15 protein-coding genes are annotated in these 16954 nt (G+C 71.8%); 3 read left to right on the top strand and 12 right to left on the bottom strand.

Features of this window, described 5'->3' with window-relative positions:
* Nucleotides 1-154: 154 nt before the first annotated feature.
* Nucleotides 155-2737: an aminopeptidase N gene (gene pepN, locus AQI88_RS25560; RefSeq protein WP_067003484.1), complete on the bottom strand. Its 2583-nt coding sequence runs from the start codon at nucleotides 2735-2737 to the stop codon at nucleotides 155-157.
* 140 nt (nucleotides 2738-2877) lie between these two features.
* On the opposite strand from pepN, the gene AQI88_RS25565 reads away from it, so the two are divergent.
* Nucleotides 2878-3543 (top strand): mycothiol-dependent nitroreductase Rv2466c family protein, encoded by a 666-nt coding sequence (locus AQI88_RS25565; RefSeq protein ID WP_067003486.1) that lies wholly within the window; start codon nucleotides 2878-2880, stop codon nucleotides 3541-3543.
* Between the two features lie 20 nt (nucleotides 3544-3563).
* Here the strand turns inward: AQI88_RS25565 and AQI88_RS25570 are convergent, their stop codons facing one another.
* The 8 genes from AQI88_RS25570 to AQI88_RS25605 are packed head-to-tail and all read right to left on the bottom strand — an operon-like array spanning nucleotide 3564 to nucleotide 12146.
* Nucleotides 3564-4991, bottom strand: coding sequence for an FGGY-family carbohydrate kinase (locus AQI88_RS25570; RefSeq protein ID WP_067003488.1), 1428 nt, complete (start codon nucleotides 4989-4991; stop codon nucleotides 3564-3566).
* Nucleotides 4992-5004: 13 nt separating this feature from the next.
* Nucleotides 5005-6027: a 2-hydroxyacid dehydrogenase gene (locus AQI88_RS25575; protein WP_067003490.1), complete on the bottom strand. Its 1023-nt coding sequence runs from the start codon at nucleotides 6025-6027 to the stop codon at nucleotides 5005-5007.
* Nucleotides 6024-7097, bottom strand: coding sequence for an ABC transporter ATP-binding protein (locus AQI88_RS25580; RefSeq protein WP_067003492.1), 1074 nt, complete (start codon nucleotides 7095-7097; stop codon nucleotides 6024-6026). Before AQI88_RS25580 ends, AQI88_RS25575 begins: the two co-directional genes overlap by 4 nt.
* The gene (locus AQI88_RS25585) at nucleotides 7075-7902 is read right to left on the bottom strand and encodes a DeoR/GlpR family DNA-binding transcription regulator (RefSeq protein WP_067003494.1); all 828 of its coding nucleotides are present in this window, start codon (nucleotides 7900-7902) and stop codon (nucleotides 7075-7077) included. The genes AQI88_RS25580 and AQI88_RS25585 overlap by 23 nt, the downstream gene beginning before the upstream one ends.
* Nucleotides 7899-8999, bottom strand: coding sequence for an ABC transporter ATP-binding protein (locus AQI88_RS25590; protein WP_067003496.1), 1101 nt, complete (start codon nucleotides 8997-8999; stop codon nucleotides 7899-7901). The genes AQI88_RS25585 and AQI88_RS25590 overlap by 4 nt, the downstream gene beginning before the upstream one ends.
* A complete protein-coding gene (locus AQI88_RS25595; protein WP_067003498.1) occupies nucleotides 8996-9826 on the bottom strand; it encodes a carbohydrate ABC transporter permease in 831 nt (276 codons plus the stop codon). Before AQI88_RS25595 ends, AQI88_RS25590 begins: the two co-directional genes overlap by 4 nt.
* Nucleotides 9823-10704, bottom strand: coding sequence for a carbohydrate ABC transporter permease (locus AQI88_RS25600; RefSeq protein ID WP_067003500.1), 882 nt, complete (start codon nucleotides 10702-10704; stop codon nucleotides 9823-9825). The genes AQI88_RS25595 and AQI88_RS25600 overlap by 4 nt, the downstream gene beginning before the upstream one ends.
* Nucleotides 10704-12146, bottom strand: coding sequence for an ABC transporter substrate-binding protein (locus tag AQI88_RS25605; RefSeq protein ID WP_067003502.1), 1443 nt, complete (start codon nucleotides 12144-12146; stop codon nucleotides 10704-10706). The genes AQI88_RS25600 and AQI88_RS25605 overlap by 1 nt, the downstream gene beginning before the upstream one ends.
* Nucleotides 12147-12325: 179 nt before the next feature.
* On the opposite strand from AQI88_RS25605, the gene AQI88_RS25610 reads away from it, so the two are divergent.
* Nucleotides 12326-13756, top strand: a complete 1431-nt coding sequence (locus AQI88_RS25610) for an FGGY-family carbohydrate kinase (RefSeq protein WP_067003504.1) — start codon at nucleotides 12326-12328, stop codon at nucleotides 13754-13756.
* Between the two features lie 55 nt (nucleotides 13757-13811).
* Here the strand turns inward: AQI88_RS25610 and AQI88_RS25615 are convergent, their stop codons facing one another.
* Nucleotides 13812-14357, bottom strand: coding sequence for a hypothetical protein (locus AQI88_RS25615; protein WP_067003506.1), 546 nt, complete (start codon nucleotides 14355-14357; stop codon nucleotides 13812-13814).
* Between the two features lie 195 nt (nucleotides 14358-14552).
* On the opposite strand from AQI88_RS25615, the gene AQI88_RS25620 reads away from it, so the two are divergent.
* Nucleotides 14553-15218 carry a histidine phosphatase family protein gene (locus AQI88_RS25620; RefSeq protein WP_067003508.1) on the top strand — a complete coding sequence of 222 codons (666 nt, stop codon included), beginning with the start codon at nucleotides 14553-14555 and terminating at the stop codon, nucleotides 15216-15218.
* Here AQI88_RS25620 and AQI88_RS25625 read toward each other — a convergent pair.
* Both AQI88_RS25625 and AQI88_RS25630 read right to left on the bottom strand, forming a co-directional pair.
* Nucleotides 15157-15795: a response regulator gene (locus AQI88_RS25625; protein WP_067003510.1), complete on the bottom strand. Its 639-nt coding sequence runs from the start codon at nucleotides 15793-15795 to the stop codon at nucleotides 15157-15159. The genes AQI88_RS25620 and AQI88_RS25625 overlap by 62 nt on opposite strands.
* Nucleotides 15792-16949 (bottom strand): sensor histidine kinase, encoded by a 1158-nt coding sequence (locus AQI88_RS25630; RefSeq protein WP_107118656.1) that lies wholly within the window; start codon nucleotides 16947-16949, stop codon nucleotides 15792-15794. Before AQI88_RS25630 ends, AQI88_RS25625 begins: the two co-directional genes overlap by 4 nt.
* Nucleotides 16950-16954 lie beyond the last annotated feature (5 nt).

Consider the following 16954-nt stretch of genomic DNA (forward strand, 5'->3'; position numbering starts at 1 on the left):
CGATAAATGCGGACAAGCTGGAACTAAAGGACAGGTGTTCGGGTGCCGAGTAGGCAGCGAAAACCCCTGGTCCAATCGGGTGCGGACCAGGGGTTACGGCTCCTATTGCCTGAATTCCGTAACGGTCACCGGGGCGACGACCTCAGGCCAAGGCTCAGCTGCCGGCCGCCGCCGCGTCGCACGCCTGGCCGCGCAGCGACCGCGCCAGGTCGTCCCGCGCCTCCAGCACGAGCCGGCGCAGCGCCGGAGCCGCGTCCGCGTGGGACCGAAGCCACGCGTCCGTCGCGTCCAGCGTCTCCGGCCGGTCCTGGAAGGAGGGGAACAGGCCCCGCACGACATCCATGCCGATCTGGATCGACCGCTCCTGCCAGATCCGCTCGATCGCCGCGAAGTACTTCCCGGCGTACGGCGCCGTCAGCTCCCGCTGCGAGGGCCGGCCGAAGCCCGCGATCGTCGCCTCCACCAGGGCGTTCGACAGAGTGTCGGACTCCACGACCTGCGCCCAGGCCTGCGCCTTGACCGCCGCCGACGGCCGCGCGGCCAGGCAGCGGACCTGGTGCCGCTTGCCGGACGCCGTGTCGTCACGGGCCAGTTCGGCCGCGAGTCGGGACTCGTCGGCCACCCCGTGGGCCGCCAGCGGCTCCAGGAACGCCCAGCGCAGCTCCTGGTCCACCTCCAGGCCCTCGACCGTCTCCGTGCCGTCCAGCAGGTCCTTCAGCAGGGCGAGGTCCGCCTCGGCGGAGGCCACCGTCGCGAAGAATCGCGCCCAGGCCAGCTGGTGCTCGCTGCCCGGCCCGGCCGCCCGCAGCTCCCGCAGCGCGCCCTCGGCGACCAGCTTCTCGCCCGTCGCCCGCCACTCGGGCGCCGCGTAGTGCACCAGCGCCGAGTCCGCCCACGCGTGCAGCATCTGGAGCACGCCGATGTCGGACTCGCGGCCCGAGAACCGCAGCACCAGATCCACGAAGTCCCGGGCCGGCAGCAGCGCGTCCCGGGTCAGGTTCCACAGCGCCGACCAGCACAGCGCGCGGGCCAGCGGGTCGGTCAGCGCGCCCAGGTGCTCGCGCAGGGTCACCAGCGAGGTCGCGTCGAAGCGGATCTTGCAGTACGTGAGGTCGTCGTCGTTGACCAGCACCAGTGCCGGAGCCTCGGCGCCGGTCAGCTCCGCCACGACCGTACGCGGACCCTCGACGTCCGTCTCCACGCGCGCGTACCGCTCCAGCGCACCCTCGGGCGTACGGCGGTACAGGCCCACCGCGACCCGGTGCGGGCGCAGCTCGGGGTGCGATTCCGGGGCGTCCTGGACCACGGACAGCTCGGCGATCCGGCCGCCCTCGGTGTCCAGCAGCACCTGCGGGGTCAGCGAGTTCACCCCGGCCGTCTGCAGCCACGCGTGCGCCCAGGTCGTCATGGACCGGCCGCTGGTCTCCGCCAGCACCGACAGCAGGTCGCCCAGGCGCGTGTTGCCGTACGCGTTCCGCTTGAAGTAGCGGCGGGCGCCCTCCAGGAAGGCCTCCTCGCCGACGTACGCCACCAGCTGCTTCAGCGCGGAGGCGCCCTTGGCGTACGTGATGCCGTCGAAGTTCAGCTTCGCGTCCTGGAGATCGCGGATGTCCGCCGTGATCGGGTGCGTGGAGGGCAGCTGGTCCGCGCGGTAGGCCCAGGCCTTGCGGCGGTTGGCGAAGGTGATCCAGGCGTCGGTGAAGCGCGTCGCGCCGACGTTCGCGAACGTGCCCATGAAGTCCGCGAAGGACTCCTTCAGCCACAGGTCGTCCCACCACTCCATGGTGACCAGGTCGCCGAACCACATGTGCGCCATCTCGTGCAGGACGACGTTCGCCCGGGCCTCGTACGACGTCTGCGTCACCTTCCCGCGGAAGATGTACTCCTCGCGGAAGGTCACCAGACCCGGGTTCTCCATCGCGCCCAGGTTGTACTCGGGCACGAACGCCTGGTCGTACTTCCCGAACGGGTACGGGTAGTCGAAGTGGTCGTGGAAGAAGTCCAGGCCCTGCTTGGTGACCAGGAAGACGTCGTCGGCGTCGAAGTGGGGCGCGAGGCCCTTGCGGCACAGGGCGCCGAGCGGGATCTCCAGCTTGGTCCCGTCCTCGAAGGTCCGCTCGTAGGAGTCGGTCACGTAGTGGTACGGGCCCGCCGTCACACAGGTGATGTACGTCGAGATCGGCTTCGTCTCCGCGAACCGCCAGACGCCGTCCACGCGTTCGCCCGCGCCGTTGCTCCACACCGTCCAGCCCTCGGGCGCCTGCACCTCGAAGCGGTACGGGGCCTTGAGGTCCGGCTGCTCGAAGTTCGCGAAGACACGGCGGGCGTCGGCCGGCTCGTACTGCGTGTAGAGGTAGACCTCGTCGTCCTCGGGGTCCACGAAGCGGTGCATGCCCTCGCCGGTGCGGGAGTAGGCGCACTGGGCGTCGACCGTCAGCTCGTTCTCCGCGGCCAGGTCCTCCAGGAGGATCCGGGAGCCGTCGAAGACCTCACCGGGGTCCAGATCCTTCCCGTTGAGCGTGATGGAGGTCACGCTCGGTGCGATCAGGTCGGCGAAGCTCGACGCGCCCGGCTCGTTGCAGCGGAACCTGATCGTGGTCACCGAGCGGAACGTGCGCGGCTCCCCGCCCCCGTCGCCGACGGCGGATCGCAGGTCCAGCGCCACCTCGTACCCGTCGACGGACAGCAGGGCGGCCCGCTCCCGGGCCTCGTCACGGGTCAGATTCTCACCGGGCACGGGCGGCACTCCTCTGTGATCGCTTGGTAGCGGCTGAACAGGACCGATCCTGCCACGCGCACCTGACACGGGGCAGCAGGGAATGGGGGTACGAGGGGCGATGTTGAGCCTTCAAAAGAACCGTTCGGCTGAGGAGAAGCATGTCCGAGACCGCGACCACCCCGTCCGGCAAGACCCCCGTGGACTTCTGGTTCGACCCGCTGTGCCCCTGGGCCTGGATGACCTCCCGCTGGGTGCTGGAGGTGGAGAAGGTCCGCGAGATCGAGGTCCGCTGGCACATCATGAGCCTCGCCGTCCTCAACGAGAACAAGCTGGACGAGCTGCCCGAGGAGTACCGGGAGATGCTCGCCGTCAAGGCGTGGCAGCCCGTGCGCGTGGTCACCGCGGCCTGGCAGAAGCACGGCGCGGACGTCCTCGGCCCGCTGTACACCGCGCTCGGCACCCGCATCCACAACAACGGCGAGGGCCCGACCCTGGAGGCCATCGCCGGTGCGCTCGCGGACGTCGGCCTGCCCGCCGAGCTGATCGAGTACGCCGAGCAGAAGGACTTCGAGTTCGACGCCGAGCTGCGCGCCTCCCACAAGGAGGGCATCGACAAGGTCGGCCAGGACGTCGGCACCCCGGTCATCGCGGTCCCGGGCGCCGACGGCGAGCAGATCGCCTTCTTCGGCCCCGTCGTCACCCCCGCCCCGAAGGGCGAGGAGGCGGCCCGCCTGTGGGACGGCACCCTGGCGGTCGCCTCCGTACCGGGCTTCTACGAGATCAAGCGGAGCAGGACGAAGGGCCCGGACTTCAGCAACCTGTAGACCTCCCCGCACGGGCCCGGTCAGCGCCGGGCCCGTTCCCGCGCCTCGGCCACCCGTTCCAGGTGCTCCTCGTACCCCTTCGCGTAGTACGCCGCCCGTGCCGCGTCCGGCTCGACGACGAGGGTCGGCTCGGTCCAGGCCGCCGCGTCCAGGGCGACGCCGTACCGCTCGGCCGCCGCCAGCACGGCGCCCCGCGCACCCACCTCGCCCTCGACCACCCGGAGCGGGCGGCCCAGGACGTCGGCCAGCAGCCGCATCCAGGCGGGGCTGCGGGTGCCGCCCCCGCACACCGCGAGCGAACCGGTCAGGCCCGCCGCCGCCAGGCAGTGCCGGGCCGCGTAACCGATGCCCTCGCAGGTCGCGCGGATCAGGTCGGCGGGCGTCGACTCCAGGCAGACACCGGTGAGTTCGGCGCGCAGCCGGGGCTCCACGAAGGGGGCCCGCTCGCCGGAGGGCGCGAAGTACGGCAGCACCCGCACCCCGTGGGCGCCGGGCGGGGTGGCGGCCAGCAGGGCGTCGACCTCGGAGTGCCGCACGCCCGTGGTCCGTAGCACCCAGTCCAGGGCCGCCGTCCCCACCATCGCGGGCATCGCCCGCAGCCAGTGGCCGGGCCGGTCGGTGGAGATGTACAGACCGGCCGGTTCACCGCCGAGGTCCAGCTCGGTGGTGGCGACCAGGGCGGCCAGGCAGGTACCGACGATCAGCAGGCCGTCCCCGGGGGCCGTGACGCCCGCGCCGAGCGCACAGGCGGGCAGGTCGTAGGGGCCGTTCGCCAGCCGGGTGCCGGACGGCAGGCCCGCGCCGCACGCCTCGGCCGTCGCCACCGGGTCGGCCACCGGGGCGAGCAGCCCCCGGCGGTGGGCCAGCCCGAGCAGCTCCACGACCCCGTTGTCGTAACGCCGGGTGCGCGGGTCCAGGAACGGCATCGACGCGTCCGACACATCCGTCACCGCACGTGCCCCGCCGGTCAGCCGCTGGAAGACCATGTCCTTGCAGGAGACGGCCGCCGCGGCCGTATCCAGCGACTTCGGCTCGTGCCGGTCCAGCCAGGCCAGCAGCGGGCCCGGGCAGCCGGGGAACACGGCGCTGCCGGTGCGCCGGAAGACGGTCTCGAAGGTGCCGTCCGCCAGCCACTGGTCCACCAGGTCATGGGCCCGGCCGTCCATCCAGGAGGCCGCGGGCCGTACCGGGCGGCCCGCCGCGTCCACCAGCCACACCCCGTCGCCCTGCCCGGTCAGCCCGGCCAGCTCCACGGGCTCCGGCACCCGCGCGGTCACCGCCTCCAGCACGGCGACGACGGCCGCGTACACCTCCTCCATGTCCTGCTCCACGGCGCCACCGCGCAGATCGAGGTCCACCGGCCGTGCCTCCACGGCCAGTTCGCGGCCGCCGGTGTCGAAGGCGGCGGCCTTCACCATGGACGTGCCCACATCGATCCCGACGTACATCACGCCTCCCGGTTCACGTCAGACAGTGCGCGAGCGGCTCCCCGCGCACCCAGCGCCCCACCTCGGCGGCGGCGATCCGCGCGGCCTTCTCCGCCACCGCCCGGCTGGCCCCGCCCAGGTGCGGGGTGAGGACGACACGGTCGGCCAGGCCGGGCAGCCGGGAGCCCGGCGGGAGCGGCTCGCGGGCGTAGGTGTCCAGGGCCGCCGCCGCGAGCCGCCCGCCCTCCAGCGCGTCGCACAGCGCGTCCTCGTCCAGCAGCGGCCCCCGGGCCGCGTTGACCACCACCGCGCCGGGCGGCAGCAGGGCCAGTTCGCGGGCGCCGATCAGACCGCGCGTCTCGGCGGTCAGCCGGGCGTGCAGGGTGATCACCCGGGAGCCGCTCAGCAGCTCGTCCAGTGAGGACATGCGCAGGCCGTGCACCTCCCCGCGCACATAGGGGTCGTACACCATCACCCGCGCCCCGAAGGCGCACAGCGCCCGCGCCACCCGGCTGCCCACCGCGCCGTAGCCGACCAGGCCGACCGGCAGGTCCTCCAGCTCCAGGCCGCTGTGCTCGTACGTGTAGTACGCCGATCCGGCCCAGCTCCCCCGGCGGGCCAGCAGCTCGTGGGCCTGGGGGATGCGGCGCAGGGCCGCGAGCAGCAGGCCGACGGTGAACTCGGCGGTGGCGGCGGCGTTGCGGCCGGGCGCGAAGCACACGCGGACGTCGTGCCGCCCCGCCGCCTCCACGTTGACGTTGACCGGTCCGCCCCGGCAGACCACGACCAGCCGCAGCTCCGGGCAGGCGCCGAGGACGCGTTCGGTGACCGGGCCCATCTGGGTGACCAGGACCTGTGCGCCCGCGAGCGCGCCGATCAGCTCGTCCTCGGCGTCGCTGGCCTCGCTCACCTCGGCGACAGGACCGAACGGCTCCAGGGGCCAGCCGAGCGTCAACTCCCGTACATCGCATGGACATTCGTAGCTGAGAGCCGACGCGATCAGTGACGGCAGGACGAAGTGGTCGCCGGCGGCCACCACACGCACACTGGAGGTCATCGAAGGGAGTCTCCCGTCTCGGCGTCGAAGACATGGGTGAGTCCGGCCGCCACCCGGACGTGTTCGTCGTGCGCGAGGCGCACCTCGGGTCCGGTGAGGGCGACCAGGAGGCGCTCCACCCCGTCGAGGGCGAGGGTGGCGATACCCGACTCCAGCAGGGGCTCATGGGCCACGACCCGGGCGGGGATGCCGGCTGTGCCGGTGAGGCTCAGGTCCTCGGGGCGGATGCCGACGACCACCGCACGCCCCTCGGCCACCGGCACCGGCAACGCGATCCGCACCCCGGCGGACAGCCGGGCGTGGCCGTCGGCGGTCGCGACGCCGGGCAGCAGGTTGACCGAGGGCTCCCCGACGAAGTCGGCGACGAAGGTGGTGGCGGGGCTGTCGTAGATCTCGTAGGGGGTGCCGAGCTGCTGGATCACGCCGTCCTTCATCACGGCGATGCGGTCGGCGAGGGAGAGGGCCTCCTCCTGGTCGTGGGTGACCAGGATCGTGGTGTGGCCCAAGTCGCGTTGAATACGCTTGAGTTCGCGGCGGGTGGTGTCGCGCTGGGCCGCGTCCAGGTGGGACAGCGGCTCGTCGAGGAGGAGGACGTCCGGTTCCCGGATCAGCGCGCGGGCCAGGGACACGCGCTGCTTCTGCCCGCTGGACAGGCCGGCCGGGCGGGCGCCGAGGACGTCGGTGAGCCCGACCCGCTCGGCGATCTCGGCGACCTTGCGGGAGACGTCCCCTCTGCGGCCTCTCGGGCGCGCCTTCAGCCCGAACGCCAGGTTCTCCGCGACCGTCAGCGGCGGATACAGCGCGTAGTTCTCGAACGCCACCCCGATGTTCCGCTGCTGCGCCGGACGGCCGGCCACCGAGGCGCCCCCGACCAGGATGTCTCCGCCGGTCACCGCCTCCAGACCCGCGATCATCCGCAGCGTCGTGGACTTGCCGCAGCCCGACGGGCCGAGCAGTCCGAGGAGTTCGCCCGGCTCCAGGCTCAGGTCGAGCCCCCGGACCGCATCCACCGCCGGGCGGCCCCGCGACCGGTAGGTCTTGCGCAGCTCACGTAGCTCCAGCGCGGCCATCGCCCTCCCTCGGATCCGTGGCGCACACCTCGTAGCGCACCTTGTGCTCGTCCAGGTCGCGCAGCGCCTCCGGCGACGCCCCGTCGTCCACCAGCAGCAGGTCGAAGCGGGAGAGCGGGGCCACCCGGTGCAGGGCGACCCGGCCCAGCTTGGTGTGGTCGACCAGCAGTACGTTGCGGGCGGCCGCGTCGGGCATCGCCCGCTTCACGGAGACGATGTGCTGCTCCTGGTGGTAGGCGTAGCCGCCGTGCACGCCCGATGTGGAGGCGAAGCACACGTCCACCCGCAGCTGTTCGACCGCCTCCACGCAGGACACCCCGAGGAAGGAGGAGTGCAGCCGGTCGTAGTCGCCGCCGAGCGCCATCAGATGGATGCCCCGCTGGTCGGCGAGGAGGTTGATCGCCTCCAGGAAGTTGGTGACCACCGTGAGCGGGGTGATCGCGCCGAGACGGAGCAGGCGGGCTATCTCCAGGGTGGACGTGGAGTCGTCGAGGAGGATCGCCATGCCGGGCTCTATCCGCCGCAGGGCCTGCGAGGCGAGCGCGGCCTTGTGCGGGCGCATGGTCTTCAGCCGGTACTGCACGTTCGACTCGAACACCCCGGACGGCTGCGCGGTCACCCCGCCCCGGAACTTCCGCACGATCCCCTGTCGTTCGAGTTCGTCCAGGTCCCGGTGGATGGTCATCAGGCTCACCCCGAACCGCTCGGCCAGCTCGGCCGCGCCGGCCGAGCCCTCGGCCAGGACGAGTTCGGCCATGGCGGCCTGCCGGGCCGCGGGTCCCTGCTGTGCACCAGTGCTGCTCATCGTCGCTCTATCCGTCGTCCTGGGCGCTCCGGCCGGTCGGCCTCGAACACCAGCAGGCTCTCAGGACGGACGGCCGGGCGGACCGGATCGTCGACACGCAGCCCGCCCGCCTCGCTCCGGGCCGCGACCAGCGACAGCTGCTGCGCGCCGATCCGCACCGTGACCTCGACGGACCGGCCGAGCACCTCGGTGACGTACACGCTCCCGGCGAGCCGGTGGCCGTCCCCGGTCATGTCCCCGGTCAGGGACACGTCCCGGGGGCGTACGCCGACCAGCACCTCGGTGCCGCGCGGCACCGGTACCGCAAGCGGCAGCTCGACGGCGCCGTCCGCCGACCGGAAGACCCCGCCGCCGGTGACCGTCCCCGGCAACAGATTGATCCGCGGCCGTCCGAAGGCGCGGGCGACCTCGGTGTCGTGGGGCCGGTACCAGATGTCCTCCCGGGTGCCGGTCTGCACGATCCGCCCCTGCCGGATGACCCCGATCCGGTCCCCGAGGGCCAGTGCCTCGACGGAGTCGTGGGTGACGTAGAGCGTGGTCGTGCGCCGGACCGCCCCGATCGCCTTCAGCTCGGCCCGCATCTGCTGGCGCAGCTTGGCGTCCAGGTGGGAGAGGGGCTCGTCGAGGAGGAAGGCGCGGGCCGGGCGGACCAGCACCCGGCCGAGGGCGACCCGCTGCCGCTGCCCGTTGGACAGCTGCCCCACCGGCCGGTCCAGCAGCGCGCTGATGCCGAGCAGTTCGGCGATGGCACCGACCCGGTCGCGGGCCTCGGCGGCGGGCAGCCGGTGCCTCGGGGAACGCAGGGGGGAGGCGAGGTTGTCGTACACCGAGCGGTGCGGGTAGAGGGCGTAGCTCTCGAAGCACATGGCCACGCCCCGGTCGTAGGGCTCCACGTCCCGCACGTCCCGGCCGCCGATCTCGACGCTCCCGCGGTCGGGCCGCTCCAGACCGGCGACGGTCTTCAACGTCGTGGTCTTGCCCGCCCCGGACGGCCCGAGCAGACAGAAGAACTCGCCCTCCTCCACCCGGAGTTCGATCCCGTCGAGGGCTTTCGTCCTCCCGTACCTCTTGTGCACGTCCCGCAGCGCGACGCTCATGACTTCACCGCCCCGAACGACAGCCCCCGCACCAGATACCGCTGGATGGTGAGCGCCAGCAGCAGCGGCGGTACGACGGAGACCAGCGCGGCCGCGGCCGTCAGGTTGTACCTGGGCCGGTCGCCGCCGAGGAAGGACAGCGCGCCCACGGTCACGGTCTGCGCCGAGCTGGAGGTGAGGATGAGCGGGAAGACGAAGTTGTTCCAGGCGAAGATGAACGCCAGCAGGGACACGGCCGCGATGCCCGGCTTCACCAGCGGCAGGGCCACCTTGAAGAACGCCTGCTTGCGCGAGTAGCCGTCGAGCAGCGCCGCCTGCTCCAGCTCGGGGGTGAGATCGGCGAAGTACGACCTCATGATCCACACCACCAGCGGCAGCGTGACCAGTTGCAGCACCCACACCATGCCGACGTACGTGTCGAACAGCCCCAGTTTCTGGTACAGCACGAACAGCGGGATGATCACGGTGAGTTCGGGCGCGAACCGGAACGACAGCAGCGTGAACATCAGGTTCTCCGAGCCCTTGAACCGCCAGCGCGCCGAGGCGTACGCCGCCGGCAGTCCGACCACCAGCGACAGCGCGACCGCGCCCACCGACACCACCAGGCTGTTGACGAAGAACCGCACGAAGGGGATGCCCTCGCTGTCGCCCAGCACGGTCCGGTAGGAGCCCAGGGTCGGGGTGAAGGAGAAGTAGGTGGAGAAGAGCTGGTCGGCGGGCTTGAGGGAGAGGATCACCATCCAGGCGATCGGGAAGAGCGCGAAGAGGAAGTAGAGGACCAGCGCGGCATCCGCCAGCCACCCCAACAGGCGCTTTTTGTGCGTCACTTGACCTCGGCCGCCTTCCGCTGGCTCCGCCCCAGATGCCGGACGAGCACCATCGCGGCCAGATACACCACGGCCCACAGCACGATCGTGTAGCTGATCCCGAAGGAGTACCGCTGGAACCGGATCGCCTCCAGGTAGGCCCGGATCTGGAGGGCGACCGTGGAGTCGCCCGGGCCGCCCTCCGTCAGCGCGTAGATGATGTCGAAGACCTTCAGCGAGTCCATGAACCGGAAGATCACCGCGACCAGGACGTACGGCCACAGCATCGGCAGGGTGAGCCGCCGGAAGGTGTACCACCAGCCGGCGCCGTCCACGGCCGCCGCCTCGAAGGGGGAGGTGGGCAGCGACCGCAGACCGGCCAGCGCCAGTATCGCCACGAACGGGGTGTAGACCCAGACGTCCACGGCGATCGACGACAACAGGGCCCCGGTCGGGGTGTCCGTCCACTGGACCCCGCCGAGCCCGAAGGGTTTCAGCAGGTGGTCGACCACGCCGACCGACGGCTGGAGCATCAGCTTCCACATGATCGCCGCGATCACCGGGGCGATCATCAGGGGCAGGATCAGGATCTTCTCCAGGACCCGGCCGACCAGGGACGACCGGTGCAGCAGCAGGGCGACGGCGACCCCGAGCACGGTCTCCACGGCGGCCGCGCCGACCGCGTACTGCACGGTCACCCAGGCCGAGTTCCAGAAGGCGTCCTCGGTGAAGACCGTCTCGTAGTTGTGCAGGCGGACCATGTCCGGCTGCGGTTTGCTCGCCGAGAAGTCGAACAGGGTGTAGTACAGGCCGAGCCCGAAGGGGTAGAGAATCCCGCAGGTCAGCAGCAGCGCGGGGGCGATGAGGAGGTACGGGCGCAGGGCGAGTCGCAGGCGCATCAGCCGACCTTCGACTTCAGGTCGCTCGCCAGCCCGTCCAGCACGGACTTCGCGTTCTTGCCGCCGTAGATCTCCTGGAGGGCTGCGGCCCAGCTGGTGGTGGCGTCGAAGAACTGGGCCTGCGGGGTGAACTGGATCTTCGTCTGGTCCACGACCGTCTCGAAGGTCTCGATGAAGCCCGGCAGGTGCCGCATCCTGTCCTTGTAGGCGCCGTCCTGGCCGACCGACTTCCGCACGGGGTCGATGTGGTTCCCGGTGAGGGCGGCCTTGCGGAGGTGCTCCTTGCCGGTCGCCCACTGAAGGAACAGCCAACTGGCGCTCTTGTGCTTGCTCCTGGCGCTCATGCCGAGCGACCAGATCCACATGTTGGTGGCGAGGGACCCGTCCGGCCCCTTGGGCCCGGGATGGAAGGCGATCTTCCCGGAGGCCGGGCTCGCCCCCTTCACCGCCTGGAAATAGGCGGCCGTGTCCGCGTCGAACAGCATCCCGGCCTTCTTCGCGCCGAGGTCGCCGGAGCACTGGTACCAGGTGTACGACGTCCAGGACGGCGGACCGCCCTGCCTGACCATGCCGGCCCAGTCCTCGGTGAAGGCGACGGCCTTCGGGCTGTTCATGGCGGGGGTGAGCTTCCCGTTCTCGACGGTGAAGTCATGCAGCCCGTTGCGGGCGTACATGGTCATGAACCCGGGGTGGATGGTGGCCCAGCTCCTCGACCCCCGCACGGCGATCCCGTACATCCCGTCGAACCCGGCGCCGGGAGCCTTCTTCTTGATCGCGCCCGCCAGCTCGCGCAGCTCGTCGAAGGACTCGGCCGGCTTCAGCCCCAGTCTGCCGAACACCTCGGTGTTGTAGGCGACCACGTTGGTCTCCCAGCCCCACGGCAGTGCGTACTGCCCGCCCTGGCCGAGCGGTTCGCCCGCCGTCAGCGACCACTGGTCGGCCTGGAGGAGGTTGGGGAAGAAGTCGGCCTGGTCCCACTCTGCGCCGGTGGCGGAGGAGTTGCGCATCCAGGGGCCGAGATCCTCCAGCCATCCCGGCGGCCCGTACTGCCACACCATGTAGGCGCCGAGCATGAAGACGTCGTAGGAGGTGCGCCCGCTGGAGAGGTCGACGGTGAGCTTGTCGAAGTAGTTGTCCTCGGGGAAGACGTCGTACTCGACCTTGATGCCGGTCTTCTCGGTGAAGGACTTCAGGTCGGCGATCAGGGCGTCCGTGTACGGGTGCTTGTTGAGCAGCGCCTTGACGGTCTTGCCCTTCTCCCGTTTCCAGTCGAAGGAGCCGGTGACGTCGTTCGCGGCCGAACCGCCCCGCTCGGGGCCGCCGGGGTTGCCGTCGCCGAAGCCGGTGTCGCAGGCGGACAGCAGCGGGGCCGCGGCGGTGGCTGCGGTGAGGGCTCCGGTGAGGGCGAGGAAGCGCCGGCGGTCGTACAGGTGCCTGTCCATCCGTGACCTCCGTCGGTGGGGCGGTGGGGCCGGGCGGGGTTAACAGCGCGAGTCGACTCGACAACAGAGGGTGTAACGGCGAAGGAAGGCCGTCAATCCCTTGTGCACGGGGAAATCAGGGGGAAATCTCAGAAGAGCGTGGGAACTTCACATCCGATCGCGATGTACGGGAGGTCTGGATGGAGTCGGCGTGGCTCGGGATCGATCTGGGCACGCAAGGGGTGCGTGCCCTGCTCGTGACGGCCGACGGCAGCGTCCTCGGCAGCGGTGCGGCACCCCTGCGGCGCGGGCGGCGGGAGGGGGTGCGGCACGAGCAGGATCCGGGGGAGTGGTGGGAGGCGGTGTGCACGGCCTGCCGGGGCGCGCTCGGCGGGGTGCGGGTGCGGGTGGGTGGCCTCGCGGTGTGCGGCACCTCGGGGACCGTGCTGCTCACGGACGGTGCCGGTCGCCCGCTGGGGCCCGCGCTGATGTACGACGACCGGCGGGCGGCGGCCGAGGCGGGACGGCTGCGGTCGGCGGGGCTCGCGGTGCAGGACACCTGGGCGCTGCCGAAGGTGCGGTGGCTCGTCGACCGGTTCGGCCCCGGCCGGGTGGCGCACCAGCCCGACCTGATCAACGCGCACCTCGTCGGCGAGCCGGTCCCCGCCGACTCCAGCCACGCCCTGAAGACGGCGTACGACGTGGAGCGCGACCGCTGGCCGGACCTCACCGGGCTCCCCGAGGGCACCCTCCCGGACGTCGTACGCCCCGGCACCCGGCTCGGCGAGGTCTGCCCGGCGGCCGCCGAGGCCACCGGCGTCCCGGCCGGCACGCCCGTCATCGCGGGCATGACGGACGGCTGCGCGGCGCAGATCGCCTCCGGCGCGCTGCGGGAGGGCGCATGGAACTCGGTGCTCGGTACGACGCTCGTCCTGAAGGGAGCCGCCGCCGAGCCGGTCCGCGACCCGACCGGGGTGGTCTACAACCACCGTGCGCCGGAAGGAACTTGGCTGCCGGGCGGGGCGTCCAGCGTCGGCGCCGGGGTCCTCACCGCCCGCTTTCCGGGCGCCGACCCGGCCGCGCTCGACGCCCGGGCCACCGCCTTCGAACCGTCGAACGCGATCGCCTACCCCCTCGTCTCACCGGGCGAACGCTTCCCGTTCCACGCCCCCCAGGCCGCCGCCCTCCTCCTCGGCGACCCGGCCTCGGACGCCGACCTGTGGGCGGCCCTGCTCCAGGGGGTGGCCTTCGCGGAACGCCTCTGCCTGGACTACCTGCACCACCTGGGCGCCCCCCTGGACGGCCCGCTCACTTTCACTGGTGGCGCGGCCCGCAGTGCGTACTGGAACCAGCTCCGCGCGGACGTCCTCGGCCGCCCGGCCAGGGTGCCGCGCGAGACGGAACCGGCCCTGGGCATGGCCGCGCTGGCGGCATACGGCACGGGCGCGGCGCCGACTCTCGCGGAGGCGGCGGAGGGCATGGTCAGGGTTGCTGCGACCGTGGATCCCCGCCCGGATCACACGACACGTTTTGCGGAGCCGTACGCCCGGCTGGTGGGGGAGCTGGAGTCACGGGGGTGGCTGCCGGGGGCGGTGGCGGCGCATGCGCGGGAGCGGCTGGAGCGGGGATAGGCGGCCCGCGCTTCACTGCGCTGGGCGCTGGGCGCTGGGCGCTGGGCGCTCGGGCTCAGGCGAAGAGGTCCGTGCCGCGCACCGTCAGCTTCGAGAGCCCCTTGCCGGCGCAGTCGGCGTTGGGGGTCGCCGCACCCGCGAAGGTGGACATGTCGCCCTTGAACGGACCGCTGGTGACCTTGGCACTGAGGGTGACCGTGCCCTTGGTCGGGTCGGTGTTCACGGTGAAGGAGAACCGGCTCTTCTCGCCGGTGTTCCAGTTGTAGGTTCCGGTGCCCGAGGCCGTGAACAGCAACGCGCACGGTGCGCCGGAACCGGCTGTCGCGGAGCCCGTCGCGCCGGCCGTGCCAGAGGTGATCCTGGAGCCGTTGGCCGAGGCGCACTTGCTGAGCTCTGCCGAGGCGTTCACCTTCACGCCGGCGTTGCTGGTGAGCGGCGGAACGAAGGCCAGCGCGCCCTCGGCCGTACAGTTCAGGTCGCCCACGGCCGCGTGGGCCGAGACGGCGGGGAAGGCGAACGAGGCAGCCGTCAGGGCTGCTGAGGCCGCGAGAACGCCCGCTGTGCGCATCGGGCCACGGGGCTTGGGTGTGCGCGAGATCATGCCGGTCTCCTGTCGTGAGAGGAAGTCATCAGACTTCTGCGTATATATGCGTGCGCCGGGCAGGGCAGGAGAAACCCCGTCTCCCTGGCGCACGAGCGGGCGGACCGGCGCCCGGTGTGTACGAGGGGCAGGCGACCTCGCGTCGCAACACCGTGCCCCGGCCCGGCAGACCCCGACCCGGGGATACTGCTCACCATGAGCCCGACCACCCTCCTCCTCGCCCGCCACGGCCAGACCGTCTGGCACGCCGAGAACCGGTACGCCGGGGTGAGCGACGTCGCCCTCACCGACACCGGGCTTGCCCAGGCCGAGGCGTTGGGACGGTGGGTTGCCGTCCATCCCGTGGATGCCGTGTGGACCTCGCCGCTGTCCCGGGCGATCGCCACCGCCGAGCCCGCCTGCCGTGCCCTCGGGCTCACCCCGCACCGCGACCCCGACCTGCGGGAATGCGACTTCGGCGTGGTGGAGGGCCGTACGCTCGCGGAGTTCGCGGCCGAGGACCCGAAGGCGGCGCAGGCCTTTCGGGCCGATCCGGTGGCCCACCCCTTTCCCGACGCCGAGGACCCCAGGTCAGCGGCCGAACGAGGCACCGCCGCCCTGCGCCGGATCGCCGCCGCCCACCCCGGTGAACGCGTCCTCGTCGTCGCCCACAACACTTTGCTGCGGTTGGTGCTGTGCGCACTCCTGCACATTCCCCTGGGTGAATTCCGCCGTGTCTTCCCGCAGTTGCGCAACACGGCGGTGAGTGAGATCCGCATCGACGGAGAACACACGGCGTTGCTGTCGCTCAACGTGCCTGTCACGGCCTGGGCAGCAACCCCCGCTCCATCGCCACCACCACCGCCCGCGTCCGGTCGTTGACGTCCAGCTTGGCGAACAGGCGCAGCAGATGTGTCTTGACGGTGGCCTCGGAGATGACGAGGCGGCGGCCGATCTCGGCGTTGGTGAGGCCGTCGGCCACCGCGGTCAGGACGTCGGTCTCGCGGGCGGTGAGCGGGTCGTGGACCGGGCGGCGCATGCGGGCGACCAGTTTCTCCGCCACCCGGGGTGCGAGCACGGTCTCGCCGCGGGCTGCCGAGCGGATCGCGTCGGCCAGTTGCTCTCGAGTGGTGTCCTTGAGCAGGTAGCCGATGGCACCGGCCTCGACCCCGCGCTCGATGTCGGCGTCGGTGTCGTAGGTGGTGAGGATCAGCACGCGGGTGCGCGGGTGACCGGCGACGATCCCGGTGGTCGTCGCGACCCCGTCCAGCACCGGCATACGCAGGTCGACCAGGGCCACGTCCGGGTCGTGGCGGGCGACGAGGTCGAGGGCGGCGCGGCCGTCGCCCGCCTCGCCGACGACCTCGATGTCCGCCTCGCCGTCGAGGAGGGCGATCACCCCGGCGCGCATCACGGTGTGGTCGTCGACCACGACGACCCGCAGCACTGCGCCGCTCATGCCGGAATCACCGCCAGGATCCGCGTCCCGTCCCCGACCGAACTGGTCACCGTCAGCCGTCCGCCCAGCTCGGCGAGCCGCTTGCGCATCCCGTCCAGACCGAAGCCCGTCGAGGCCCCCACCACGAACCCGACGCCGTCGTCGGTCACCTCCAGCTCGACGCCGTACGGCCACCGGGCCAGCACCACGCCGACCGTGGAGGCGCGGGCGTGCTTGCGCACGTTGGCCAGGGACTCCTGGGTGCAGCGCAGCAGTGCGATCCGGGTCTGCTGGTCGCAGTCCAGGTCGGCCAGTTCGGCGGTCACGCTCAGCCCGGTGTCCTCGGCGAACCGGTCCAGGATCCGTCGCAGGGTCTGCGCCACCGAGCCGGAATGCGCGCCGCCCGGCCGCCGGCCCGAGCCGACCAGCTCCCTGGCCTCCGCCAGGTTCTCCCGGGCGGTCGACTCGATCGACACCAGCTGCCGGGCGGTGCGTCCGGGATCGGTGGCGAGTCCGGCCCGGGCCGCCTCCGCCAGTACGACGATCGATGCGAAGCCCTGCGCGAGCGTGTCGTGGATCTCCCGTGCCATCCGCTCCCGCTCCTCCGCCGCGCCCTGCCGCAGATGCGCCTCGGCCAGCTCCGCCTGCGTGCGCTCCAACTCCACGATCAGCCGCGCGCGTTCGCTGCTCTGCTCGACCACCGCGCGGACCCACAGCCCGATCAGCACACCCACCGCGACCACGATCAGCGTGCCCACGACCGACTCGCCGAAGAACTTGCCGGACCAGCCCTGCCGCAGCCAGCTCCCCAGCAGCGTTCCCGCGGTGGCGAACCCCAGGAAGGCGAGGGAGATCCTCCGGGTGCGGCCGAACATCCAGTAGTGCGGCAGCGTGACCATGAACAGGGCCGCGTAACTGGTCCCCAGGTAGGCGAGACCGGCGAGGGCCAGCACCAGCACCGCGAGGTACCCGTGCGGCCGTACGACGGGATGTGCGGGGAAGCGGACCAGCATGGCGAAGCACCCGGCCACGCTGCCCAGCAGAGCCAGCGCCGCGTATCGGCCGGCGCCGTCGCTCAGCGCGGTGATCCCGACCGCCATCGCGGCGAACAGGACCCAGCACACGGCGTTCCAGCGGCGCAGCGAGGTCGCCCACAGGGCGTCGGACGTGGTCATACCCG

It is taken from the genome of Streptomyces cellostaticus, assembly GCF_001513965.1.
In the GTDB taxonomy this organism is placed as follows: Bacteria; Actinomycetota; Actinomycetes; order Streptomycetales; family Streptomycetaceae; genus Streptomyces; species Streptomyces cellostaticus.